The sequence below is a fragment of the Stenotrophomonas sp. PvP093 genome (assembly GCF_017876915.1).
GTDB classification, from domain to species: Bacteria; Pseudomonadota; Gammaproteobacteria; order Xanthomonadales; family Xanthomonadaceae; genus Stenotrophomonas; species Stenotrophomonas muris.
The window spans coordinates 2,192,673-2,214,804 of sequence record NZ_JAGIOX010000004.1 but is presented as its reverse complement, the minus strand read 5'-3'; the positions used below and the strand labels follow the sequence as shown (position 1 = coordinate 2,214,804).

The 22,132-nt window shown below is 67.3% G+C and carries 23 protein-coding genes; 18 read left to right on the top strand and 5 right to left on the bottom strand.

The features are described 5' to 3' along the window. Nucleotides 1-5: 5 nt before the first annotated feature. The 3 genes from J3A72_RS12740 to J3A72_RS12730 are packed head-to-tail and all read left to right on the top strand — an operon-like array spanning nucleotide 6 to nucleotide 1,896. Entirely contained in the window at nucleotides 6-353 is a 348-nt protein-coding gene (locus J3A72_RS12740; protein WP_014647257.1) for a hypothetical protein, read from the top strand. Between the two features lie 20 nt (nucleotides 354-373). Next, entirely contained in the window at nucleotides 374-1,453 is a 1,080-nt protein-coding gene (locus J3A72_RS12735) for a hypothetical protein (protein WP_075076954.1), read from the top strand. Further along, nucleotides 1,450-1,896 carry a hypothetical protein gene (locus J3A72_RS12730; protein WP_229653700.1) on the top strand — a complete coding sequence of 149 codons (447 nt, stop codon included), beginning with the start codon at nucleotides 1,450-1,452 and terminating at the stop codon, nucleotides 1,894-1,896. The genes J3A72_RS12735 and J3A72_RS12730 overlap by 4 nt, the downstream gene beginning before the upstream one ends. Nucleotides 1,897-1,955: 59 nt before the next feature. Here the strand turns inward: J3A72_RS12730 and J3A72_RS12725 are convergent, their stop codons facing one another. Further along, nucleotides 1,956-3,443 carry an AraC family transcriptional regulator gene (locus J3A72_RS12725; protein WP_075076955.1) on the bottom strand — a complete coding sequence of 496 codons (1,488 nt, stop codon included), beginning with the start codon at nucleotides 3,441-3,443 and terminating at the stop codon, nucleotides 1,956-1,958. 659 nt (nucleotides 3,444-4,102) lie between these two features. On the opposite strand from J3A72_RS12725, the gene J3A72_RS12720 reads away from it, so the two are divergent. The 9 genes from J3A72_RS12720 to J3A72_RS12680 all read left to right on the top strand — a co-directional run bounded on the left by J3A72_RS12720 (nucleotide 4,103) and on the right by J3A72_RS12680 (nucleotide 11,809). Continuing rightward, a complete protein-coding gene (locus tag J3A72_RS12720) occupies nucleotides 4,103-4,366 on the top strand; it encodes a CD225/dispanin family protein (protein ID WP_032956532.1) in 264 nt (87 codons plus the stop codon). Between the two features lie 132 nt (nucleotides 4,367-4,498). Beyond that, nucleotides 4,499-5,638 carry an SPFH domain-containing protein gene (locus J3A72_RS12715; protein ID WP_075076956.1) on the top strand — a complete coding sequence of 380 codons (1,140 nt, stop codon included), beginning with the start codon at nucleotides 4,499-4,501 and terminating at the stop codon, nucleotides 5,636-5,638. Between the two features lie 20 nt (nucleotides 5,639-5,658). Further along, complete coding sequence (locus tag J3A72_RS12710) at nucleotides 5,659-7,011, top strand: hypothetical protein (RefSeq protein ID WP_075076957.1); 1,353 nt, start codon at nucleotides 5,659-5,661, stop codon at nucleotides 7,009-7,011. Continuing rightward, on the top strand, nucleotides 7,008-7,265 hold the full coding sequence (locus tag J3A72_RS12705) for a hypothetical protein (RefSeq protein ID WP_014647264.1): 258 nt from the start codon (nucleotides 7,008-7,010) through the stop codon (nucleotides 7,263-7,265). Before J3A72_RS12710 ends, J3A72_RS12705 begins: the two co-directional genes overlap by 4 nt. 189 nt (nucleotides 7,266-7,454) lie before the next feature. Continuing rightward, nucleotides 7,455-8,039, top strand: coding sequence for an AprI/Inh family metalloprotease inhibitor (locus tag J3A72_RS12700; protein ID WP_075076958.1), 585 nt, complete (start codon nucleotides 7,455-7,457; stop codon nucleotides 8,037-8,039). A 69-nt stretch (nucleotides 8,040-8,108) separates the two neighbouring features. Next, nucleotides 8,109-9,068, top strand: a complete 960-nt coding sequence (locus J3A72_RS12695; protein WP_075076959.1) for a cation diffusion facilitator family transporter — start codon at nucleotides 8,109-8,111, stop codon at nucleotides 9,066-9,068. Nucleotides 9,069-9,140: 72 nt separating this feature from the next. Beyond that, nucleotides 9,141-9,776 (top strand): DNA-3-methyladenine glycosylase, encoded by a 636-nt coding sequence (locus J3A72_RS12690; protein ID WP_075077013.1) that lies wholly within the window; start codon nucleotides 9,141-9,143, stop codon nucleotides 9,774-9,776. Continuing rightward, on the top strand, nucleotides 9,776-9,970 hold the full coding sequence (locus tag J3A72_RS12685; RefSeq protein WP_014647268.1) for a hypothetical protein: 195 nt from the start codon (nucleotides 9,776-9,778) through the stop codon (nucleotides 9,968-9,970). Before J3A72_RS12690 ends, J3A72_RS12685 begins: the two co-directional genes overlap by 1 nt. A 120-nt stretch (nucleotides 9,971-10,090) precedes the next feature. Then, nucleotides 10,091-11,809, top strand: a complete 1,719-nt coding sequence (locus J3A72_RS12680; RefSeq protein ID WP_209572027.1) for a diguanylate cyclase — start codon at nucleotides 10,091-10,093, stop codon at nucleotides 11,807-11,809. On the opposite strand, the gene xth is transcribed toward J3A72_RS12680, so the two are convergent. Beyond that, a complete protein-coding gene (xth, locus tag J3A72_RS12675; RefSeq protein WP_075076960.1) occupies nucleotides 11,810-12,601 on the bottom strand; it encodes an exodeoxyribonuclease III in 792 nt (263 codons plus the stop codon). Between the two features lie 159 nt (nucleotides 12,602-12,760). Between xth and J3A72_RS12670 the strand changes: the two genes are divergently transcribed. Next, complete coding sequence (locus J3A72_RS12670) at nucleotides 12,761-14,347, top strand: alpha-amylase family protein (protein ID WP_075076961.1); 1,587 nt, start codon at nucleotides 12,761-12,763, stop codon at nucleotides 14,345-14,347. On the opposite strand, the gene J3A72_RS12665 is transcribed toward J3A72_RS12670, so the two are convergent. Continuing rightward, on the bottom strand, nucleotides 14,317-15,303 hold the full coding sequence (locus tag J3A72_RS12665) for a TIGR03885 family FMN-dependent LLM class oxidoreductase (RefSeq protein WP_075076962.1): 987 nt from the start codon (nucleotides 15,301-15,303) through the stop codon (nucleotides 14,317-14,319). The two genes, J3A72_RS12670 and J3A72_RS12665, sit on opposite strands and share 31 nt — an antisense overlap. Nucleotides 15,304-15,362: 59 nt before the next feature. Here J3A72_RS12665 and J3A72_RS12660 point away from each other — a divergent pair, with 59 nt between their 5' ends. The 3 genes from J3A72_RS12660 to J3A72_RS12650 all read left to right on the top strand — a co-directional run bounded on the left by J3A72_RS12660 (nucleotide 15,363) and on the right by J3A72_RS12650 (nucleotide 17,314). Beyond that, nucleotides 15,363-15,746: a sensory rhodopsin transducer gene (locus J3A72_RS12660; RefSeq protein ID WP_014647273.1), complete on the top strand. Its 384-nt coding sequence runs from the start codon at nucleotides 15,363-15,365 to the stop codon at nucleotides 15,744-15,746. A gap of 101 nt (nucleotides 15,747-15,847) precedes the next feature. Then, complete coding sequence (locus J3A72_RS12655; RefSeq protein ID WP_012480369.1) at nucleotides 15,848-16,714, top strand: glucose 1-dehydrogenase; 867 nt, start codon at nucleotides 15,848-15,850, stop codon at nucleotides 16,712-16,714. A 96-nt stretch (nucleotides 16,715-16,810) separates the two neighbouring features. Then, the gene (locus tag J3A72_RS12650; protein WP_230374608.1) at nucleotides 16,811-17,314 is read left to right on the top strand and encodes a mechanosensitive ion channel family protein; all 504 of its coding nucleotides are present in this window, start codon (nucleotides 16,811-16,813) and stop codon (nucleotides 17,312-17,314) included. A gap of 116 nt (nucleotides 17,315-17,430) precedes the next feature. Here J3A72_RS12650 and J3A72_RS12645 read toward each other — a convergent pair whose 3' ends face one another. Together J3A72_RS12645 and J3A72_RS12640 are read right to left on the bottom strand one after the other, a co-directional pair. Further along, nucleotides 17,431-19,374 (bottom strand): MacB family efflux pump subunit, encoded by a 1,944-nt coding sequence (locus J3A72_RS12645; protein ID WP_209572026.1) that lies wholly within the window; start codon nucleotides 19,372-19,374, stop codon nucleotides 17,431-17,433. 2 nt (nucleotides 19,375-19,376) lie between these two features. Then, nucleotides 19,377-20,558, bottom strand: coding sequence for an efflux RND transporter periplasmic adaptor subunit (locus J3A72_RS12640; protein ID WP_075076964.1), 1,182 nt, complete (start codon nucleotides 20,556-20,558; stop codon nucleotides 19,377-19,379). A 237-nt stretch (nucleotides 20,559-20,795) separates the two neighbouring features. Here J3A72_RS12640 and J3A72_RS12635 point away from each other — a divergent pair, with 237 nt between their 5' ends. Beyond that, on the top strand, nucleotides 20,796-21,362 hold the full coding sequence (locus J3A72_RS12635; RefSeq protein ID WP_080469300.1) for a hypothetical protein: 567 nt from the start codon (nucleotides 20,796-20,798) through the stop codon (nucleotides 21,360-21,362). A gap of 52 nt (nucleotides 21,363-21,414) precedes the next feature. Further along, nucleotides 21,415-22,131, top strand: coding sequence for a response regulator (locus J3A72_RS12630; protein WP_075076965.1), 717 nt, complete (start codon nucleotides 21,415-21,417; stop codon nucleotides 22,129-22,131). Nucleotide 22,132 lies beyond the last annotated feature (1 nt).

Sequence of the window (22,132 nt, the reverse complement as noted above, 5' to 3'; positions counted from 1 at the left end):
CCCGTATGGACCCGAGGAACGTCAACGCCCAGATCATCGATGTGATCAACCAGGTGCAGACGGCCACCATGTCAGCGACCGTCGTGACGACCAGTGGTGCCGGCAAGGCCTACCAGTCGGTGGCCCAGTCTGCGGCGATCGCCGTACAGGATGCCGCCGACGCCCTGCGCAATGTCTCAACCATCGCGACCACCGCGGCCGGCGTGGCCATGGCCCAGTACCTGGCGACGGGGGACGAAAAGTACGCGAGGGTACTCACGCAGGCGCAGAACATGATGCAGGGGGCCACCGCCGACTTCAACCGCGTCGGCAATGCCGCTGCGACCGTCCTCAAGGAATTTCCGGCCCAGTGAGGCCGCCAGGAGATCCACGCATGAGCATTTTCATTGCCGGCCGTTCCATCCCCCAGGCCAACCTGATCAGTCAATCCTGCAGGCATGTCCTTCAGTTCATCGACGGCGGCGAGCACTGGTTGAAGTGGGCCATGGAATCGCACGAGCACCGCTACGCCTTCTCCGACGAGGGCACGATGCTCGATGGGGTGCAACAGGGCCTGCACGGTTCGCGCATGACATGGTTGCCGCGCACCGGGTTGCAGATCGGCCCGGTCAAGCTGCTCAGCCTGGGTGCCAGCGACCTCGGTGCCCTGCGCAACATGGAGTTTGATGACGAGACACGCCTGTCGCACATCGAGGCACAGCGAGTGCTGGAAAAACACCGGCTGCTGACCAACGCCGAGCTCGGCGCCTCGCGCGCGTTCCTGGCTTCGATCGGCGCGGCCGACGCACCCCTGCTGCAGCAGCTGGACTTTCGCGAATCGGTGGCGCTCCACCAGCTGGCGGGTGAGGTGGGCATGTCCGCCGCAGGGCGCGACGATCTGGCCGACGCTGCCGGCTTCGCGCTGCTGCACGCACGCAGGCCCATCGAGTTTGCCGACTACTTCCGCTTCTACCAGCGGGTGAGCGCAGGAGGTGGCAGCCGCGAGCATCGGCTGACGCGTGCCACCCGTGCGTTGCAACAGGTGCTGCCGATCCTGTTCGGCTTCCTGGACGGGCCGCAGCTGCCACAGTTGCCGTCGCCAGAGCAGGTGCGCGAGGCGATCGACGCAAGCCTGGCCGCGAACCGGCAGATCGGCTATGCCCGCATCTCGCTGGCCGCCCAGCAGATGGCGGCCTGCTTCGACGACGAACCCGACCTGCTGCAGGATGACAGCCGGTTGCGCGAGGCCGCGCGGTGGCAGCTGCGCGATGCGCAGGAATTCCTCAACGAACATCCGGTTTCCCGTGGCCGGCTCGGCCAGGACGGTGCCAGCGTGCAGTTCGCGATCGATGGTTCCAGAGCGAAGGCGCTGATACAGGTGGAGGACAATGTGATCACCCTGCAGGATTACCGCCGAACCCGCCGCTGCCTGGGCGATGAAGCGCGGGTGGATTATCAGAAGGATGCAGTGTGAACCCGGCTCCGGCGCCAGATGGCGATGGCGTGCAGGCAGCAACAGAGGCCTTTGCTTCGGCAGCCGGCGCGGCCGTTGCTGCCGGACGCCTGGCGGCCCGGCAACAGGCGCAGAAGATCCTGGCCGATGCCCAGGCGGCATTGCGCCACATCCTGGGGGAGCGCAGCGACGGTGTTCCCCCCTCATCCCCAGCAGGAGCACCGACGATGACCTTCCCGACCCCGCTTCCCGGCAAGCCCACTCCCGCCCATCCGGCGGGCAGAACCCCGATGGAGATCGCCCAGGAACTGGCGGACGCCGCAATGGCTGCCAGTGAAGAAGGCATCCGCGCCGCGATGAAGGTTTCGCAACGCGCGGTCGAGGCCGCCGCCGAGGCCGCGCGACGCGCGGACGAAGCCGCCGAACAGGCCGTGCAGCGCGCTGCCGAAGCCAACGCGCGCTGACGCCGCATCTGCCATCCCAACGCCCCGGGCAGGCCCGCGCCTGCACCGGGGCGTTGCTTTTACTGGTGCGGGCTTCGCCGGTAGCTGCGCGGGCTGACCCCTACCGCGCGCCGGAAGCTCTTTTCGAAGTGGCTCAGGTCACCGAAGCCGACCTGCAGTGCGACATCGGTAATGCGCAGGCGCTGCCCATCCCGCAGCAGCTGCTTGGCGTGCTCGATGCGCAGTTGCTGCAGCAGCAGCTTGAACGTCGTGCCCAGCTCGCTGCGGAACAGGAATCCCAGGTGTGACTGGCTCACATGGGCCTGACGGGCAAGGTCGCCCAGCGTGAGCGGCTCCGCGGCATGGTCCTTCAGGTAGGCCAGGGCGCGTTTCAGGCCGTCGTGCAGGCCTTCATGCGCTGCCCGCGGCGTATCCGGCTGCGCGGGCGCAGGACCGACGGTCTGCTCAACCGCGGGCAGCCGTTGCGGGGCGCGCCCGGCATCGCTGGCAACGTGGCCTGCAGCCAGATCCGGCGCGTGGCGTGCAAGATCCTCACGACGGATGCATCGGCCACCGGTCATCACCGCCAGCCGGACCACCACCCGCTCCATTTCCAGCAGATTGCCGGGCCAGTCGTGCGCGCACAGGGCTTCCAGCACATCGTCGCCCAGCACGCGGGGATTGAATCCATGCAGCTCCAGCGAACGCGCCGCCAGCGCGCCGATGTCCTCCACCCGTTCGCGCAGCGGTGGAATATCCACGGTCAGGAACTCCAGCCCGGCCAGCAGGGCGCGCGAGAACTGCTTCTCTCTCACCCGTTGTTCCAGGTCCGCGCTGGTCGACGCGATCACCCGTATCGGGCCGGCCGCCAGCGCTTCAGCATGAGCGGCAGGCAGCCCACGCATGCGATGTGACAGCTGCCCCTGCAGCGGCACCGGCAGTTCGTCGACTTCGTGGAAGTACAGCGTGCCGCCCTGTGCGCGCGCGAACCAGTCGCTGGCTTCGCCCAGCGGGTGAACACAGTTCACTTCGACAAACGGGCCCTGCCGGGAAGGGCCGCCACTGTGCAGGGCGGCGGCCAGCTCCATCTTCTCGGTACCAAACTCGCCGCGCAGCAGGACCGGCAACGGGCTGGCCGCCGCGCGTTCCACGAATTCATCCATCTGCTTCAGCGCCTCGCCGGCGCCGACCAGCAACAGCGGCCGGCTCAATGCCTGTTCGGCCCAGGCCTTGGCTTCGTAGCGCTTGATCAGATGCGCGCAACGCTGGGCAAACTGCTCCCCCAGCGCCAGGGCACTGCCATCCAGCCGGCCCTTCTCGCCTTCCAGGTGCAGCTCACCCAACACCTCGCCGCCATAGCGGATGGGAACCCGCTGCAAGGAAACCTCTTCCTCGGACGCAGCTGGCAACCCCGCAGCCGTCCCTGCCACCGCACCACGCAACCGCACTCGGCCACCCCGCATCACCTTGTGCTGGGACAGCTCCTTCACGAACGCGCCCAGCAGCTCGGGCAATGACGGATAGGGCCGATAAGCGCGCTGCAGCATCTCACTGACTTGCCTGTGCATCGAAACTCCCCTTTGGAATGGCGACCCGATGCATCTGCAACGGGCGATCTCGCGATGCAGGCCCTCCGGCATCATCGCGGGATGCTGCGACGTCCACGCCGCATGCCGTACCCGCTGGTCGCACCGCTGGTGCCGTGCACGCTGTCCGCTCCCGCAGTGCCGGGAACTGCCATCGCTGCTGGAGGTCGGCAAGGCGGACGTCGTCCAGGCCGGGGGCGTGCGCCACAGGGCGGCACTTCCTGTGACGCGGCGCTCCCTGTGTTCCGGCCATCGCGTCCCTGGATTATGGGAAACGAGTTTCCAGAAAATAAGCATGATAATGACGTGAATATCCGCGCCGGATATTTGTCGCCGCGTTTCCGTGCGCCGCGCACCGCAAAGCAGGTGAAGGCAAGGCGCCGGGATTCCATCCACGCTGATGATCAACGCGTCTGAGCGATCCAGGGGCGGGCACGTATTGCGCCGCCGTGACGGCTGCACCGCCTGCTCGCCCAGGCCCGCAGGCCACCGCGCCTGCCTGCCGCGCCGCCGCCCCCGATCAATGACCCCTCGACCAGCAGAAGATTGCGCACCACGCACGGGTGGCATGCCTTCCGCTGCAACTGGCCTGTCCGCATACTCGCGCTCCCGACCGCAGCACGATCAAGGAGATCGACCGCATGGACCGCACCCCGCCACCCGTGCCCCCCAGGAACTACCTGATGTGGGCCATCCTGAGCATCATCGCCGGCTTCTGGCCGTTCGGCATCGTCGCCACCGTCTACGCCAACCGCAGCACGTCACTGGTCGCCAGCGGCCAGATCGGCGCGGCCACCGAGGCTTCGCGCAAGGCGCTGCGCTGGATGATCGCCTCCTTCGTCACCCTGCCACTGTGCCTGGCACTGATGATCGGCTATGCCCTGATCGCGCGCGGCATGGCCTGATCGCCTGCCGCCGCCGTCGCGCCATGATGAATGGCAGGCGCGCGCGGCGGTGGCGGCGGCCCATCCCGCTCCTCTATAGTCAGTCCAGCTCGGCAGGCATGGTGCCTGCCCTCGAATCACAGGGAGTTGGACATGGGTCTGGTACAGGCGGTGAAGGGTGCGGTGGGTGGTGTGCTGGCCGACCAGTGGAAGGACTTCTACACCGTGCCCACGGGCCTGCCCTCGACGGCGGCCCTGTTCGCGGCGGTACCGCGCGGCACCAATGCCGGCCGCGGCTCCAATACCAGCGGCTCGTCCAACATCATCACCAACGGCTCGAAGATCATCGTGCCGGAGGGCTACGGCCTGCTGCTGTTCCAGGACGGCGCGATCACCGCGTTCGTCGCCGAACCGGGTGGCTACGAGTGGCGTTCGGATGATCTGAACTCGCAGTCGATCTTCGCCGGCGACGGCCTGGTCAGCACCTTCATCAAGCAGAGCTGGGAGCGCTTCAAGTTCGGCGGCCAGCCGGGTTCGCAGCAGGCGGCGTATTTCGTGTCGCTGAAGGAACTGCCGGACAACCGCTTCGGTACCCAGTCGGAAATCTACTGGGACGACGGCTTCCTCAATACCCAGGTCGGTGCGGTCACGCGTGGCTCGTACACGCTGAAGATCGTCGACCCGATCCTGTTCGTGAAGAACTTCGTGCCGGCCAGCTACCTGCAGGCGGGCCAGGTGTTCGACTTCACCGACCTGGACAACGCCGCCGCCAGCCAGCTGTTCAATGAAGTGGTCGGTTCGCTGGCCCCGGCCTTCAGCCTGTACACGAACGACCCGGGCAAGGGCAACCGCATCACCAAGCTGCAGCAGGATTCGCTGGGCTTTGCACAGAGCCTGTCTGCCGCCGTCGAGCAGGGCTACCAGTGGAAGTCCGACCGCGGCCTGGCCATCGTCAAGACCGCCATCGTCTCGATCGAGTACGACGCCAACACCCGCGAACTGCTGAAGACCGTGCAGCGCGCCGATGCCCTGTCGGGTTCGCGCGGCAATTCCAACCTGCAGGCCAGCGTCGCCCAGGGCATCCAGTCCGCCGGCGAGAACGGCGGAGCGGCTGGCCTGGTCGGTGTCGGCATGGCCTCGGGCATGTTCGGTGTCGGCGGCATGCAGCAGCCGGTCGCCCCGGCTGCCGACGACCCGGTGGCCAAGCTGAAGAAGGCCAAGGAAATGCTGGATCTGGGCCTGATCACCCAGGGCGACTATGACGCCCTGAAGGCCAAGGCACTGGGCCTGTAACAGCGGGACGCACAACGAACATGTCCGATCCCCGAAACGGCCCGCCGCCGCTGCCCGGATCCGCGCCCGCGACGCCGCCGCCCTTGCCGGCGGCGTCGTTGGATGGGCCCGGTTCGCCGCAGGACGTCCCTCCCCTGCCCGGCAGCTTCCCGCTGGACACCTCGAAACTGCCACAGGCCATCCGTGATGAAGTGGAAGCGCCCGACCCGGTGGCCATCGATACGTCGGCCAGCGAGCTGAAGGACGGCCTCAACCGCTGCCCGAAGTGCGGTGCCACCGACATCCGGCCCAAGGCCGGCACCGACATCCTGGTCTGCCTGTACTGCCGTCACGAATGGCATGGCGCACGCGTCGAGGAAGAATTCGGCCTGGGCGAGGCCATCGACCAGCTGCGCGGTACGGTCATTGCCTCGGGCGCACGTGACATCGACGCCGACACCTCGGCACTGATGACGTTCAAATGCACCGGGTGCGGCGCTGAAGTCACGGTCAATACCGAGAGTACGATGACGGCGCGCTGCCACTGGTGCCGCCATGTGTTCGGCGTCAACGAGCAGATCGCCAACGGCGCGGTGCCCGATGCAGTGCTGCCCTTCCATATCAGGAAGGACGATGCGGTCGCGCGCATCCGCCAGTTCGTCGACAAGCGCCGCATGTTCGCGCTGAAGGCATTCAAGGACCAGTTCACCCCGGAAAACGTGGTGGGCGTGTTCCTGCCCTACATGATCGTCGACAGCAATGTCAGCGCGGCCGTGGCCGGCAAGGGTGAGATCCAGACCCGGCAGTACACCGTGGGCAGCGAGAAGAACAAGCGCACCCTGTACGACGCCGATGTCTACCAGGTCGAGCGCCAGGTCGACTTCACGGTCGATGACCTGCCACTGGAATCCTCCGCCGAGCGCGGGAATCTCGATACCCGCGCCAACACCAACAACATCATCAACACCATCCTGCCGTTCGATACCAAGAACGCGGTGAAATGGAACGCCTCGTACCTGGCCGGCTTCACCTCCGAAAAGCGCAACCTGGATGTGGAAAAGCTGCGGCCGCGGCTGGAAGACCAGCTGCTGTCGATCGCCCGCGCACAGCTGGAAGGTTCGGTAAAGCGCTACAACCGTGGCGTGCGCTGGGAACAGGAGCAGCTGGAGGTGCATGGCACCCGCTGGGTGTCGATGTACCTGCCGGTGTGGTTGTACTCCTACCACCAGCCCGGCAAGAACGGCGGCATGCTGCACTACATCGCGGTGAACGGCCGTACCGGCGAAACCATGGGCAGCGTGCCCGTGCAGCAATGGAAGATGCTGCTGGCGGCACTGGCCACCGGCACCGTCATTGAAGCCCTCGCAATTGCCTTCCTGGTGGCATCGACATGAGCGACGACAGTGGCCTCTGGCTGTTGGCGGCAGGTCCGGCCGGCGCAACCGCGCTGTACTGGGCGCTGTACCGCTATTACCGCAACACCGACAAATCGCACTCCTTCGAGCACGAGACCGCCATCGAGGCCAAGCCGGTCACCGGCTCGGACCAGCAGGTAGGCCGGGTTACCGGCACCGAGGAAAAGCGTATCCGCGGTGACAATGTGTATGAGTACCGGAAACGGGTGGTGCGGGTAAAGCCCGACCCGTAGCGCCAGGCCCTGCCTGGCTGCGGGTAGTGCCGGCCACTGGCCGGCATTCCTTCGGTTCCTGGGCGCCAAGAGGGAGCCGGCCAGCGGCCGGCACTACCCTTCGCTGGGCTGCCCCAGCGCACACCCTCACACCGTCTCCCGCCCCACCGGTTCGATACTCGCGCGGTCCACCCTTCCGAGGATGCTGCAATGGCTGCCGTGCTCGGCCGTACCTGCCTGTCCGCGTTGTGCTGCCTGGCCCTGCCCGCCCTGGCCCAGGACGCCTCGTTCGGCTTCGGCGAACAGACCACCCACACCGACCAGACCACGCAATCCAGCAGCACCCGGACCCAGAGCAGTGGCGCGGTGACCACCCAGACCACCACCAGCGGGAGCTCGCAGTCCGGGTCACGCAGCGAAAGCAAAGAGATCGACGTGGGCTTCGGTTTCCACGACGACAACGACGACTGGGGCCACGACCGCCACCGTGGCGGCCGCGATGTGCGCGACAGCGATCTGTTCGGCAGCTGGACGCTGGGCCAGGAGAACGGCAACACCTGCTCCATCGAGCTGAAGAACATCGAGTGGTTCGGCGGCTACAGTGCCTACGTGCCCGCCGGCTGCCCGGATGGCTGCTTCTCGGCCAACCGTTGGGTACTGTCGGGCAACCAGCTGCTGCTCACCGACACCAGCAACACCGTGTTCGGGCGCTTCCGCGCGTCAGGCGGTGGGCGCTGGACGGGCTACCGTGAATCGGATGGGGCGCGTTTGTACCTCAATCCCAAGGGGCACTGATCGCGCCGTGCACGCAATGGGCACGCGCTGATCGGGAAGATCAGGCGTCCGCCCCGCCCCGCCGCCGAAATGTCCGCTCCCACCGGTTCCCGTCTGGTCATCTATGCCGCCCTCGCGGGCAACCTGGCCATTGCCATCGCCAAGTTCATCGCTGCCGGCATCTCCGGCAGCTCGGCCATGCTCAGTGAGGGCGTGCATTCGCTGGTCGACACATTGAATGAACTCCTGCTGCTGTACGGGCTGCGCCGTGCCGGCAAGGCGCCAGACCCGGTACATCCATTCGGCTATGGCCGCGAGCTGTACTTCTGGAGCTTCATCGTCGCCCTGCTGGTGTTCGCCGCTGGCGCCGGCGTCTCGGCGTACGAGGGCATCCAGCACATCCGCCGGCCGGAACCGGCTACCAACCACGCGTTGAGCTACAGCGTGCTGGGCATTTCCATCCTGTTCGAGGGGGCCTCCTGGTGGGTGGCGCTGCGCGAGTTCCGGCGTACCAAAGGCAAACTTGGCTACTTCGAAGCCTTCCGCCGCAGCAAGGATCCGTCCACCTTCACCGTACTGCTGGAAGACAGCGCTGCGTTGCTCGGGCTGGGCTTCGCGTTGATCGGCCTGGTGGCCGCGCAGGTGCTGGATATGCCGGTGCTTGATGGCGTGGCGTCGCTGTGCATCGCCGGCGTGCTGGCCGCAACCGCCTTCCTCCTGGCCCGTGAAACCAAGGGCCTGCTGGTTGGAGAGCCTGCCCACCCTGCGGTGGCCGAGCGGATCATGGCGGTGGCCGAAACCGATCCGGACCTGCGTCGCGCGAACGGCGTGACCACCATGCAGATGGGACCGGAACAGGTCGTGGCCATGCTCAGCGCCGAGTTCGAGGACGATCGGCAGACCCCACAGATTGAAGCCTGCATCACCCGCATCGAAACGGCGGTAAAGCGCGAGTATCCGGAGCTGGTGGCACTGTTCATCAAGCCGCAGACGCCCGAGGTCTACGCCGCCCGGCGCGCCACGCTGGCGGCACCGTCCGCGCCGGAATGACGCTGCGTCTGCGCCCGTTTCACCAGTCCAATGCCACAGTGCCACCAACATCTGCCCGAGCCTGCCTCTACCGTGCCGGATTGGTTGCCCGCCTCTCTTCAGATCCTCCCGCGCAGCTTCTACCGGCGCCCGCCCGTCGAGGTTGCGCCCGAGCTGCTCAACAAACTTCTGGTCCATGACGATGGCCGAACGGGTCGCATCGTTGAAGTCGAAGCGTACGCGGGCAGCGTCGATCCGGCGGCGCACTCCTATCGCGGGCAGACGCCGCGCACGGCCAGCATGTTCGGTGAGGCCGGCCACCTGTATGTCTACTTCACCTACGGCATGCACTGGGGCAGCAACGTGGTCTGCGGAGAGGTCGGTGAAGGCGTGGCGGTGCTGCTGCGGGCTGTCGAGCCATTGGCGGGCCTTGAGCGCATGCACGAGCTGCGCCCCGCCGCGCGCCGGGACCACGACCTGGCCAGCGGCCCCGGCAAGCTCTCGCAGGCATTCGGGCTGGACCGCAGTTTCGACGGCGCCGACCTGGTGACTGGCAGCCATGGCATCGTGATCGCAAGCGATGGGACCCCACCTCCGTCCGACCCGGTAATTGGTCCACGCATCGGCATCACCCGCGCTGTCGATTTCCCTTGGCGCTGGCACATCCGTGACAATCGTCACGTATCGATTCAGCCACGTCGTACTGCCGCCCCTGCGAGGAAACGATGATGACCCCGCTCGACAAACCACTGCGACGCGAACTGGACATCGATGGCCGGCCCCATACCCTCACCGTGGACCCCGAAGGCCTCAAGCTGGTCGAAAAGGGGCGACGCAAGGGCATCACGCTACGCTGGCAGGACCTGGTATCCGGTGATGCCGCACTGGCCACCGCCCTGCAGGCATCGCTCCAGCAACACTGAGCGGGCGCGGCCACCTCACATCGGCATCACTCCGCCATGGCGATACATAACGCCGTGCGCACTAGCGTAGCGCCAGCCAGCCGCCGCAACCGCCCTCGCCACCCAGCCCTGAAAAGCGCCATGGACGAAGCCGAACGTCTGCTCGAAATCGAACGACTGCACCTGCTGGATACGCCCCCCGAGCCGGTGTTCGATGCCATCGTCGCCGCCGCCCGTGCCGCGACCGGCATGACCATGGGACTGATCACCGTGGTGGCCGAAGACCGGCAGTGGTTCAAGGCCAATATCGGGCTGGAGGGCGTCACCGAAACGGCCCGCGAGATCTCCTTCTGCACGCATGCGATCCGCCACGACGAGCTGTTCGAGATACCCGACGCGCGCCAGGACCCTCGCTTCTCGACCAATCCCCTGGTGACCGCCGGGCCGCGCATCCGGCATTACGCCGGCATCCCGCTGGGCTCGGCCCATGGTGCACGCATTGGCACGCTGTGCCTGCTCGACCCGATGCCCGGCGTGCTGTCCCCCTCCCAGCGCGAACTGATGGTGCATCTGGCGCGGGTCACCACCCAGGTGCTGGAACAGCGCAGTACCCTGATGGCGCAGGTTGGCCAGGCGAAAGCGCTGCATCGCGAGCTGAAACGCAGCGAAGACTTCCTGGAGCGGACCAACCGCGCCGCCCGGGTGGGCGGCTGGGAGATGGACCTGGTCACCAACGAAGTGCGCTGGACCCGCGAGACCAAGCAGCTGCACGGCGTGCGCAGCAACTTTGAACCGACGCTCGACACCGCGCTGTCGTTCTACCGCGAAGACAGCCGCAACATCATCCGCGCGGCCGTGCAGCGTTGCATCGACGAAGGCACGTCCTGGGAGGTGCAGCTGCCAATGACCACCGCCGACGGGCGCGCGATCTGGACCCGGGTGGTCGGCAGCCGGCAACAGGTCGACGGCCATCCGCGCCTGGTCGGGGCGATCCAGGACATCACGGACGAGCGAGCCGCGCTCGACGCGCTGGAAGCGAGCGAGACCCGCTACCGGCGGCTGTTCCACTACAGCCTGGGCCTGATCTGCTCCCACACGCTGGACGGGACATTGACCTCGGTGAATCCCGCGGCGGTGCAGTCGCTGGGCTTCGAGGAAAGCCAGATGGTCGGGCGCAGCCTGTGCGACCTGATGCCACCGGAAAAACGCGAGGGCTTCAAGGCCTACCTCGCTCGGATCCAGGCAAACCACACCGACGCTGGCGTGATCGAGCTGATTGCCGCCGACGGTACGCGCCACTACTGGGCGTACCACAACGTGCTCGACAGCGAGGCCAGCCCGCCCTACGTGCTGGGGCATGCACAGGACGTCACCGCGCTGAGGATGCAGGAGCAGCAGCTGCGCGAAATGTCCTTCAAGGATCCGCTCACGCAGTGCTACAACCGGCGTTACCTGCACCGGCTGGATGAACTGATTGATGAGCGCTGGGCCTGCGTGATGTTCGATCTGGACCACTTCAAGCACATCAACGACACCCAGGGCCACCGCCGCGGCGACGCCGTCCTGGTCGAGTTCGCCACCTTCCTGCGCTCGCCGCTGGGCAAGGAGGAGACGGTGGTGCGGCTGGGCGGCGACGAATTCATGGTGGTACTGGTCGCGCCCGCGGATGGCCGGTTGAGCGAACTGGAGCACTGGTACCAGGACCACGCTGCGCTGTCGCCCAGCGCATTCTCGATGGGTGCAGCCATCAACACGGCCGGTGAGCCCGTGGCCGACACCATCCAGAAGGCCGACAGCCGCCTCTACCGGACCCGCGCGCGCGTGCGTCGGGAGCGACGCGAAGACCCTGCCGCGCGTTGATCAAGCCCGCACCGTCACCCACGTCGGCGCGTGGTCGCTGGCCTTTTCCTGCAGCCGCACCCAACGGTCGACGCCCGCATCCTTCAGTCGCTCCGCCAGTACGGGATTCAACAGCAGATGATCGATGCGCAGCCCACGGTCGCGCTCGGCGTGCTGGCGGAAATAGTCCCAGAAGGTATAGATCGTGGCATCGCCGTGCACCTTCCGCAGCGCATCGGTCCAGCCCTGCGCGAGCAGCCGCTCGAAGGCATCGCGAACCTCGGGCTGGAACAGCGCATCGCGCCGCCAGGCCTTGGGATCATAGACATCGGCGTCTGTGGGAATCACGTTGAAATCACCCAGCAGCAGCGCCGGGTGCGGCAGCTCGACCAGGCTGCGTGCATGCCGGATCAGGCGTTCCATCCAGCGCAGCTTGTAGTCGAACTTGGGTCCGGGCTGCGGGTTGCCGTTGGGCAGGTAGAGGGCACCCACGATGACGCCGTGCACCGCCGCCTCCAGGTAGCGACTCTGCGTATCCTTGGGTTCGCCCGGCAATCGGCGGCGGCTCTCGACCGGCATGGTCCCCCGGGCCAGCAGCGCCACGCCGTTCCAGCGCGCCTCACCTTGCCAGAGCGCACCGTACCCAGCCTCCTCCAATGACGCAGCCGGAAACGCCGCGTCGGTCGCCTTCAGTTCCTGCAGGGCAACCACGTCCGGCGATTCCCTGTGCAGCCAGTCCAGCAGCTGTGGCAGGCGCGTGCCGATGCCGTTGACGTTGAACGTGGCAATACGAAGCGTCTTGCGTCGGGCCATGCAGGAAGCCTCCTCGGTGCCGGGAATGAGCATTCACTCTGCGCGCCCGGGCATGCACGGGCCGTGGATGCCACGTCATGATGCGGTGCCATTCGTTTCACGAACCGCTGCCACGCGCGACAGCAGGCTGGTCACCCGTGAACAGTGCCGGAGAAGCCCATGGCGGTGCGTCCGCTGCGCGCCATCTACCAGATCGACCCCTACCTGTTCCGCGACAGCGACGGCCGCGGCTGGGGCACGCTGGATGGCATCACGGAAAAGCTGGACTACCTGCAGGGGCTTGGCATCAGCCATGTCTGGCTGCTGCCGTTCTACTGCAACGCCGGCCGCGATGGTGGCTACGATGTCACCGATCACTACCGTATCGATCCACGCCTGGGCGACCAGGCCGCGTTCCAGCGCCTGGTCGATGCCGCCGACGCACGTGGCATCGGCATCATCGTCGAACTGGTGATGCAGCACACCGCCAGCGCGCACCCGTGGTTCGTCGCCGCGCAGCAGGGTGACCCGGCCTGGCGCCGCTGGTACCTGTGGAGCGACCACATGCCTGACGACGGCCTGCAGCCGATGTTCCCGCCGATCGAGGCCTCTGTCTGGACCTGGGATGCCGAGGCCGGCGCGTTCAACCGGCACATGTTCTACCGGCACGAGCCAGACCTCGACCTGGCCCATGCGCCGGTACGCGAGGAACTGCTGCGGTTAATGACGTTCTGGCTGCAGCGCGGCGTGGCCGGCTTCCGCGTGGACGCCGTTCCGTACATGGTCGAGCGCGCGCGCCACGCGGACCCGCGCGACGACGGGCTGTGGCTGCTGGAGGCGATGCGCGCCACGGCAGACGCGCAGCAACCAGGGCTGCCACTGATCGGCGAAGCGGATGTCCGCGCGTCCCACTACGGTGACTTCCTGTGCCACGGGCGGCGGCTTTCGCACCTGCTCGATTTCCACCTCAACAATCACTTCTTCCTGGCACTGGCACGCGGCGATGCCAGCGAAGTGGCGCGGGTCATGGCCGAGTACGGCTCGCACGCGCCGCCGGACACACGCATTGCCTGGCTGCGCAACAATGATGAACTGGACCTGGAGCAGCTGGAGCCGGATGAGCGCGAAGCGGTGATGGAACGCTTCGCTCCTGAGCGTGGCATGCGCATCTATGGCCGTGGCGTCCGCCGCCGCCTGGCACCGATGCTGGACGGCGACATCGCATGGCAGGCAATGGCCTGGGCGGCGCTGCTGTCGCTGGGCCAGGTGCCGGTGATCCGCTATGGCGAAGAGATCGGCCTCGGTGATTGCCTGGAGCTGCCCGAACGCAATGCTGTGCGCATGCCGATGCACTGGCATGACGGCCCAGGGGCTGGGTTCACCGACCAACCGCGGCATGCGTGGCGCGCGCCACCGGCGGACGGCCCCTACGGTTACCGCACGGTGAATGTCGAGGCGCAACGCGCGACGCCGGGCTCACTGCTGCTGCGGGTGCGCGAGCTGCTGCAGCAACGCAATGCCCATCCCGTGCTGCAGCAGGGGCCACACACGCTCGACCCACCCTCACCCGCGCTGCTGATGCTCCGCTTCGGTGAGGCACCCCATCAGGCACTGGCACTGATCAACTTCGGCGACAACCCGGTTGAGGTGGACGTACCCCTGCACGGCCCGCTGCACACGCTGGTGGGCCACGGCGCCAGGCTGCAGGATCGCCGCTGTTACCTGCAGGGCCATGGCTATACGTGGCTGGCTGCCGAGGGTGCCTGAGTGCGCAGCGCGGGCAGTACGTGTTCGGCGAAGTCGTCGATGAAGCGTTCCTGCTCGCGGTTCACGTTGTGCAGGTAGATGCGATCGAACCCCAGGGACTGCAGCTCCTGCAGCCAGGCCCGATGCTGGCCCAGGTCTGCCGAGACATGCACGTGCTCGCGCACCACCTCGGCGCCGACCGATCGGGCCTGTGCTTCGAACTGTTCGGGCTGGTCCAGGCCTTCGGCCAGTTCCGGCGGCAGCACGTTGGCGCTCCACTGCTCCATCGCGCCTTCCAGCGCCGCCTGTTCGGCGCGCGCGTAGGAGAGCTTGGCCTGCAGGTACATCGGCTTGCCCCTGCCGCCGCCGTCCTCGAACGCCGCCACCACACGCCGCAACTGCGCCAGTGGCTGGCTGATGGTGATCAGGCCATCGGCCCAGCCCCCCATCCAGCGTGCGGTTTCCTCGGTGACGGCCGCCCCCAGCAGCGGCAGGGGAAGCGCCGGGCGACTGTAGAGCCGTGCCTGGCGCACCCGGAAGCCACCGTCGTGGTCGACCTGCTCGCCGCCCCACAGCCGCCGCATCACCTCGGCCGCATCGCGTAATGCCTTCTGCCGCTCGCGCTTGGCTGGCCACGGCTGGCCGGTGATGCGCTCGTTCAGGGCCTCGCCGGTACCCAGCGCCAGCCAGATCCGGCCCGGCGCCAACTGCTCCAGCGTCGCCGCTGCCTGTGCCACCAATGCCGGGTGCTGGCGCAGCATCGGGCAGGTCACCATGCCCAAGGTCAATGCGCTCTGCACCGCCAGCGCGCCGGCCCATACCCAGCTGTGGCCGGACTGCCCTTGCGCGGCCGTCCACGGGTGGAAATGGTCCGAGCACATCAAAGCCTCGAATCCCGCCTGTTCGGCGCGCAGCGCCAGGCCCAGCAAGGTGGCGGGCGGGAACTGCTCATGCGATGCGTGGTAGCCGATGGTCATCACGGATTCCGTGCGGGGACTGGACACGATGGCAACACCCCTCCAGCTAAAACGGCGTCATGGAAACGAACACTTCCTGCATCGGGCATCGACGCTGGGCTATCGCCGAAGGCTACATTCCAGCCTGGAGCAACGGCCCGTCGCCGGAGATGCAGAGTCACGAGACCTGCTGCGTCCTCAATGCGGGCAACGAGGACGCGCATGTCACGCTGACCCTCTACTTCGAGGACCGCGATCCTGTCGGTCCCTACCGGATCACCGTGCCAGCACGACGCACCTGCCACCTGCGCTTCAACGACCTGCAGGATCCGGCGCCGGTACCACGCGGCACCGGCTTCGCCACCCTCATCGAATCCGACCAGCCGATCATCGTGCAGCACACGCGGCTGGATTCACGGCAGCCGGCCAACAGCATCATGACCACGATCGCCCATCCGTTGTGAAGCACCGTGCGCAGTCGTCCACGCTGCCACGACACCGCGCCCTCCGGCCGTTTACCCGCTCCGAGCGAGACTGCCGCCAGGTTCCCTTTCGGAGAGTGACGATGGCCCTGCCCGACTACCCACGTCCGCCCTTCCCGGCGCAGCAGCAATCCTTCCCCGGCAAGACCGCGCAGATGCAGCCGCGGCCGGACCACGGCGAGGACAGCTACCGCGGCCATGGCCTGCTGCAGGGCAAGAAGGCACTGATCACCGGCGGTGACAGCGGCATCGGCGCAGCGGTGGCCATCGCTTTCGCGCGCGAGGGTGCCGACGTCGCCATCGCCTTTCTTGATGGCGAGCAGGACGACGCCCGCCATGTGCAGCAGCAGATCGAACAGGCCGGGCGCAAGGCCGTGCTGGTACCCTGTGACATCAGCGACCCGGCGCAGGCGCGCTCGCTCGTCGACCGCGTGGCCAGCGAGCTGGACGGTCTCGACATCCTGGTCAACAACGCGGCCTACCAGCGCTACTACGAGCACTTCGACGACATCACCCTGGATGACTGGAAGCGGACGTTCGATACCAATGTCCATGCCGTGTTCAATCTGACGCGGTTGTGCGTGCCACACCTGCGCGGTGGCGGCGCGATCATCAACACCGCATCGGTCAATTCCAAGCGACCGACCCCGAACATCCTTCCGTACTCTGCGACCAAGGGCGCCGTCGCCAACCTGACGCTGGGGCTGGCGGGCCTGCTGGCCGAGCACCAGATACGCGTCAACGCCGTGCTGCCCGGCCCGATCTGGACACCGTTCATTCCGGCAGGCATGGCCGCCGAAGAGGTCGAGCAATTCGGCTCGCAGACGCCGTTTGGCCGCCCCGGGCAGCCCGCGGAACTGGCCTCGGCCTACGTGATGCTGGCTTCGGACAGCGCCAGTTATACCTCCGGTGCCTTGCTGACCATCTCCGGCGGCGCGGCAACGCTGTGACCGCCCATGGCCGGAATGCCTGCCCGGATCGCGGATTGGCTGCTGGTGGTGGTACCGGTGGCCGAGGTGCTGGTCATTCTCGGGGTGGCCTGACTGATGGTGCGTGCACTGGCGTGGCTGCTCGTGCAGGCCCGGCAGCGCGGCAGGCTGGCTCCAGAGCTTCATGTGGGCCTGCGCCGCGGCGGTGCTTTGCTGCTGTATCTGGCGGCTGCGCTGCTGATACTGGAGCGACTTGGCGTTTCGCGCTCGGTGCTGTGGACCGCGCTGACCGGGTTCATGGCGGTCGGTGCGGTGGCGTTCTTCGCCGCATGGAGCGTGTTGTCCAACCTGTTCTGTTCGTTCCTGATCGTGGCTACGCGCCCGTTCCGCATCAACGACACGATCGAAGTGCTGGAAAGCGTGGACAAGCCGGGCCTGTGCGGCCAGGTGGTGGACATCAACCTGATCTACACCACGCTGAGTGACCGTGGCGAAGGCGCGCGCGGTTGCCTGCTGCGCGTGCCGAACTCGTTGTTCTTCCAGCGCATCACCCGGCACTGGGGTGACAGCGGCTATTCGCAGCTGCCGGGCAGCCTGCCGATAAAGGGCAAGGTGCGCTGAGCAGCTGTAGAGCCGAGCCCATGCTCGGCTCGCTGCGCGCAGCGCAGGGTGCGTCGCGGCCGAACGGAGCGCAGCCGAGCGTGGGCTCGGCTCAACAGGTGCCACAGCGGGCGACCCTACTCCGCTGCCAATGCCTGGATCGGGTCCAACTGTGCGGCATTGCGTGCCGGGAAGTAGCCGAAACCGAGCCCGATCGCAGACGAACATGCCAGCGCGGCGAGCACCGGCCCTGGCGTGAACAGGAACGGCACCCCCAGCGACAGCAGGCTGGACAGCGCACCCACGGCGAAGGCCAGCAGTACGCCCAGCACGCCACCGGACAGGCAGATCAGCACCGCCTCGATCAGGAACTCGCGCAGGATGTCGCCCTGCCTCGCCCCCACCGCCAGCCGCACGCCGATCTCGCGCACGCGCTCCTTCACCGACACCAGCATGATGTTCATCACGCCCACGCCGCCAACCACCAGCGCCACCGCCGCGATCGCCGAAACCAGCGCCGCCATGGTCTGGCTGGATTTCATCACCGCCTTGCGGATCTGGTCCGAGTTGTAGATGAAGAAATCGCGACGACCATGCAGGCGCTCCAGCTCGGCGCCCAGCGAGGCCTCGGCGGCATTGGTGGGTACGTTGTCGCGTACGCGCACGGTGATGCTCTCCAGGCGCTGGCTGCCCAGCAGCCGGGAGGCAGCCGACGTATAGGGAACGTAGACGGTTGGCGTGGCCCCACCGGCGAATGCATTGGCACCCACCACGCCGATCACCTCGACCGGCATGCCGCCCAGCAGCACCGTGCTGCCGACGGGGTTGCCAGTGAACAGTGCCTTCGCTGCCTTCTGGTCGACCACGCCCACTGCCCGATGCGCCTCCACCTCGGCATCGGTGAAAAACCGGCCGGCCTTCAGGCGCAGCCCGCGCACGCGCGGCAGATCGGCACCGGCGCCCAGCACCTGCGTATTGGCTCGTCGGCCGCCCTGCAGTGCTGCTACCGAACCGCTGAGGTTGGGGCTGACACTGTCCACGTAACTCAGGGCGGCCAGGTGATCGGCATCGCCTACCACCAGCGTCTCGATCTCCGCCGAGCGCGGGTCACCGAAATCGGCGCCCGGGAAGATCTCCAGCGTGCTGGCGCCCAGCTCGTTTATCTGCGCCTCGACCTGCGCCTGCGCGCCTTTGCCCAGCGCAACCACGGTCACCACCGCGGCCACGCCGATGATGATGCCGAGCATGGTCAGCAGGGTGCGCAGGCGATGGGCCAGCATCGAACGCACTGCCATGCGCGTCGCCTCGCGCACGGCATCGATGCGGGCGCGCCGCTCGGTAGCCGCCGTGGATGTGCGCGCCGGTGCGTCCGAACGCTGCCGCACCGAAGGGCCTCGCTCCTGGCGATCCGCCACCACACGCCCATCGGCGATCTCGATCACCCGTGACGCGTGGGCAGCAATCGCCGCATCATGGGTGACCAGGATCACGGTATGGCCCTGCGCATGCAGGCGCTTGAGCTCCGCCATCACCTGCCTGCCACTGGCATGATCCAGCGCGCCGGTCGGCTCATCGGCCAGCACGATCGCGCCGCCGTTCATCAGCGAGCGTGCGATGGAGACGCGCTGCTGCTGGCCGCCGGACAACTGGCTGGGCCGGTTCGCGGTCCGCTCGCCCAGGCCGAGCGTTTCCAGCAGCAGGCGGGCACGCGTGGTGCGCGCATGGGCCTCCACCCCGGCATAGACGGCGGGCAAGGCCACGTTCTCGGTGGCACTGAGGTTCTCCATCAGGTTGTAGCGCTGGAAGATGAAGCCGAAGTGCTCGCGGCGCAGGCGCGCCAGCTGGTCAGGCGACATCTGCTCGGTCGCAGCCCCCTCCACGCGGTAGCTGCCTTCGGTCGGCCGATCCAGGCAGCCCAGGATGTTCATCAGCGTGGACTTGCCCGAACCCGAGGGGCCGATGATGGCGATGAACTCGCCGGCATCGATGCGCAACGAGACCTCCTTCAGCACCACCACCTCGCCGGCGGCCGAGCGATAGGCGCGCGATACGCCCTTCAATTCCAGCAGTGCGTCGGCCATGCTCACATCCCCAGCAGGCTGGTGGGTTCGGCATCGCCACCGCTGGGCGCCTGGCCGACCACCACGTTCTCGCCCGCTTCCAGGCCAGAGAGGATCTGCACCGCGGTGGCGGTGCGCAGGCCGGTGGTCACAGCGCGCTCGTGGGCGCGGCCTTTCGCATCGACCACCCGCACGGTTGCGGCGTTGCCGTTCTTGTCGTCGGACTCGCTCAGGGCGGTCAGCGGCACCTGCAGTGCATTGGCCACGCGTGCCAGCTGGATCGTCACCTTCACCGTCATCGAGGGCTTCAGCATCAAGCCCGGATTGGCCACGTCGAACAGCCCCGCGTAGTACACCGCTTTCGGCGTCTGCGCCGATCCGCCGCTGTTGCCGCTGGACGCGTCGGCAATCGACGACGGCGCTGGCTCAAGCTGCTGCAGGTGCGATTCATAGCGGCGCCCGCTCGGTCCCAGCGTCGAGAACCACAACGGTTGGCCGGGTGCGATCAGTTCCACGTCAGCCTCGGCGATCTCGGCGCGCACCGTCATCGTGTCCATCTGTGCCAGCATCACGATGGTCGGCGTGGTCTGCATCGAGTTCAGCGTCTGCCCCGCCTTGGTGACGATGGCCACGATGTAGCCCTCGGACGGCGACACGATACGGGTGTAGCCCAGGTTGATGCGGGCGGTTTCCACCTGGGTCACCGCCTGGTCGATCTGCGCCTGCAACGCAGCGGCATCCGCGCGCGCCGCATCGCGCGCCACACGTACCGCTTCGAAGCCTTCCTGCGAGACCAGCCGCGACGCCACCAGCTGCGATTGGCGATCGTACGTGCGAAGGGCCTGGCGGTAGCGCGCCTGGCTGGCCGCATGTTGCGCACGCAGCGCGTTGGCGGCGGCTTCGGCACTGCGCAGGGCAATGCGCTGCGGTTGTGAATCCACTTCGGCAATCAGGTCGCCGGCCTGCACGTGCTGGCCCAGCACCACATGCAGGCGCGTGACCTGCCCGGAGACCTGCGCGCCCACGGCCACCAGTTCTTTCGGATTGACCCGACCGACCGCCTGCACGGTCTTTTCCAGACGGGCGACCCTTGCCGGTGCGGTGATCAACGCGGCATCCTCGCCATCGGCAAACGCCCACCAGCAACCGCCGCCGGCAAGAACGGCCAGCGTTGCGGCAATGATCCAGGTCCTGCGGTTGTTCATCGAAACTTCCGGGGGTGCGTGCAGTCGCCCGGTGCGACCGCCAGGGCCGCAGTCTGGAAGCCCCAGGTGGATGTTTCTTGGAGCGGCTGTGGAGATTGGATGGAGACGCGACCGCCGTTCAGGCACCGCGTCGGCCGCTGAATCCATGGCGCGGCTCCACGCAATCTCGACACAATCTCGACCAAGTCTCCATCAACGGTCGCTAGCCTCGGCGGCCTCGCCGACTGCCAGCCTGCCGTGCCCCTTTCCTACCCGGACCTGCCACCCCTCGATGTGCGCCGTGCCTACCTGGCGTGGTGCGCGCCTTCGCCGTGGTTGATCGCACTGGTGCTGGCATCGACCAGCACATGGATGTGGGTCGCACCGTCTCCGCTACTGCCGTTGCTGGCCGGCTTCGGGGCCGCCGCCCTGCTGGGGTTCCGCAGTGACGGGCCCGGACGCACCCGCCGCTCCGGGTCGCTCGCATCGCTGGCCTTGATCGGCCTGGCGTTCTGGTCGGCAACACCTCCGGCCGCCAACGTCAACCTGCATCTGCTGCTTGCGCCCGCCACCGCCGTGGTCGCCGCCCTGCTGGCAGTGCGCCTGCGCGCCATCGTGGGCATGGCCTCGCGGCTGCAGGCCCGGGTGAACGCCACCCCCATGGCCTCGCGCTGGAACGCGCTGCCTGCCGCGGTGTCTACCCTGACGCTGCGGCAGCTGCGCAGCGCGGGTTCGGTGGACCCCAGCCTGCAGCGCTCGCTGGTGCTGGCCACGCTGGCCTGGGCGGCCAACGAAGAGGCGCAGGCCAGGGAACGCCGACGATGACCCCGCCCCTGTCCCGCCCTGCCCGCCCTTGGCCTCGAACCTGCCGCTCGCAATGAAACACCAACTCCGTAACCGACAGCCGCCCTTGGTGCTGATTGCCGAAGATGAGGGCGAGATCGCCGACATCCTCGGTGCCTACCTGGCCCGTTCGGGCCTGCGCAGCGCACGCGCCGCCGACGGCGAGGCGGCGCTTGCCAGCCATCGCCAGCTGCGCCCGGACCTGGTACTGCTGGATGTGCAGATGCCCAAGCTGGATGGCTGGCAGGTGCTGAGCGAACTGCGGCGTCGCGGCAACACGCCGGTGATCATGCTCACCGCGCTCGACCAGGACGTGGACAAGCTGACCGGCCTGCGCGTGGGCGCTGACGACTACGTGGCCAAACCATTCAATCCCGCTGAGATCGTTGCGCGCATCCAGGCCGTGCTGCGCCGCAGTGCCCGCAGCGTGGCCGAAGAACCCACCGGGCTGATCCGCCAGGGCCCATTCGAGATCGACCTGCGCAGCCACGAAGTGACGGTCCGCAACGGCGAGCAGGCGCACGCACTGAACTTCACCCTCACCGAATTCCGGCTGTTGGTGCACATGGCGCGCGCGCCGCGCCAGGTGCATGCGCGGGTGGACCTGCTGCACGCCTGCCTGCCCGAGGGCGATGCGCAGGAGCGCACCGTCGACAGCCATGTCAGCAAGCTGCGGCGCAAGCTCGAGGATGTCGGCGTGATCGGCATTCCCGCCACCATCCGTGGCGTCGGCTACCGCTTCCTGAACTGAA

What these genes read in the sequence shown, in the direction of transcription:
- J3A72_RS12645 (WP_209572026.1), bottom strand. Translation starts at nt 19,374, where the DNA reads ATGGCCGACGCACTGCTGGAATTGAAGGGCGTATCGCGCGCCTATCGC.
- J3A72_RS12685 (WP_014647268.1), top strand. Translation starts at nt 9,776, where the DNA reads ATGACCCCGCTCGACAAACCACTGCGACGCGAACTGGACATCGATGGC.
- J3A72_RS12700 (WP_075076958.1), top strand. Translation starts at nt 7,455, where the DNA reads ATGGCTGCCGTGCTCGGCCGTACCTGCCTGTCCGCGTTGTGCTGCCTG.
- xth (WP_075076960.1), bottom strand. Translation starts at nt 12,601, where the DNA reads ATGGCCCGACGCAAGACGCTTCGTATTGCCACGTTCAACGTCAACGGC.
- J3A72_RS12740 (WP_014647257.1), top strand. Translation starts at nt 6, where the DNA reads ATGGACCCGAGGAACGTCAACGCCCAGATCATCGATGTGATCAACCAG.
- J3A72_RS12720 (WP_032956532.1), top strand. Translation starts at nt 4,103, where the DNA reads ATGGACCGCACCCCGCCACCCGTGCCCCCCAGGAACTACCTGATGTGG.
- J3A72_RS12665 (WP_075076962.1), bottom strand. Translation starts at nt 15,303, where the DNA reads ATGACCATCGGCTACCACGCATCGCATGAGCAGTTCCCGCCCGCCACC.
- J3A72_RS12655 (WP_012480369.1), top strand. Translation starts at nt 15,848, where the DNA reads ATGGCCCTGCCCGACTACCCACGTCCGCCCTTCCCGGCGCAGCAGCAA.
- J3A72_RS12640 (WP_075076964.1), bottom strand. Translation starts at nt 20,558, where the DNA reads ATGAACAACCGCAGGACCTGGATCATTGCCGCAACGCTGGCCGTTCTT.
- J3A72_RS12735 (WP_075076954.1), top strand. Translation starts at nt 374, where the DNA reads ATGAGCATTTTCATTGCCGGCCGTTCCATCCCCCAGGCCAACCTGATC.
- J3A72_RS12705 (WP_014647264.1), top strand. Translation starts at nt 7,008, where the DNA reads ATGAGCGACGACAGTGGCCTCTGGCTGTTGGCGGCAGGTCCGGCCGGC.
- J3A72_RS12630 (WP_075076965.1), top strand. Translation starts at nt 21,415, where the DNA reads ATGAAACACCAACTCCGTAACCGACAGCCGCCCTTGGTGCTGATTGCC.
- J3A72_RS12660 (WP_014647273.1), top strand. Translation starts at nt 15,363, where the DNA reads ATGGAAACGAACACTTCCTGCATCGGGCATCGACGCTGGGCTATCGCC.
- J3A72_RS12670 (WP_075076961.1), top strand. Translation starts at nt 12,761, where the DNA reads ATGGCGGTGCGTCCGCTGCGCGCCATCTACCAGATCGACCCCTACCTG.
- J3A72_RS12650 (WP_230374608.1), top strand. Translation starts at nt 16,811, where the DNA reads ATGGTGCGTGCACTGGCGTGGCTGCTCGTGCAGGCCCGGCAGCGCGGC.
- J3A72_RS12710 (WP_075076957.1), top strand. Translation starts at nt 5,659, where the DNA reads ATGTCCGATCCCCGAAACGGCCCGCCGCCGCTGCCCGGATCCGCGCCC.
- J3A72_RS12695 (WP_075076959.1), top strand. Translation starts at nt 8,109, where the DNA reads ATGTCCGCTCCCACCGGTTCCCGTCTGGTCATCTATGCCGCCCTCGCG.
- J3A72_RS12680 (WP_209572027.1), top strand. Translation starts at nt 10,091, where the DNA reads ATGGACGAAGCCGAACGTCTGCTCGAAATCGAACGACTGCACCTGCTG.
- J3A72_RS12725 (WP_075076955.1), bottom strand. Translation starts at nt 3,443, where the DNA reads ATGCACAGGCAAGTCAGTGAGATGCTGCAGCGCGCTTATCGGCCCTAT.
- J3A72_RS12715 (WP_075076956.1), top strand. Translation starts at nt 4,499, where the DNA reads ATGGGTCTGGTACAGGCGGTGAAGGGTGCGGTGGGTGGTGTGCTGGCC.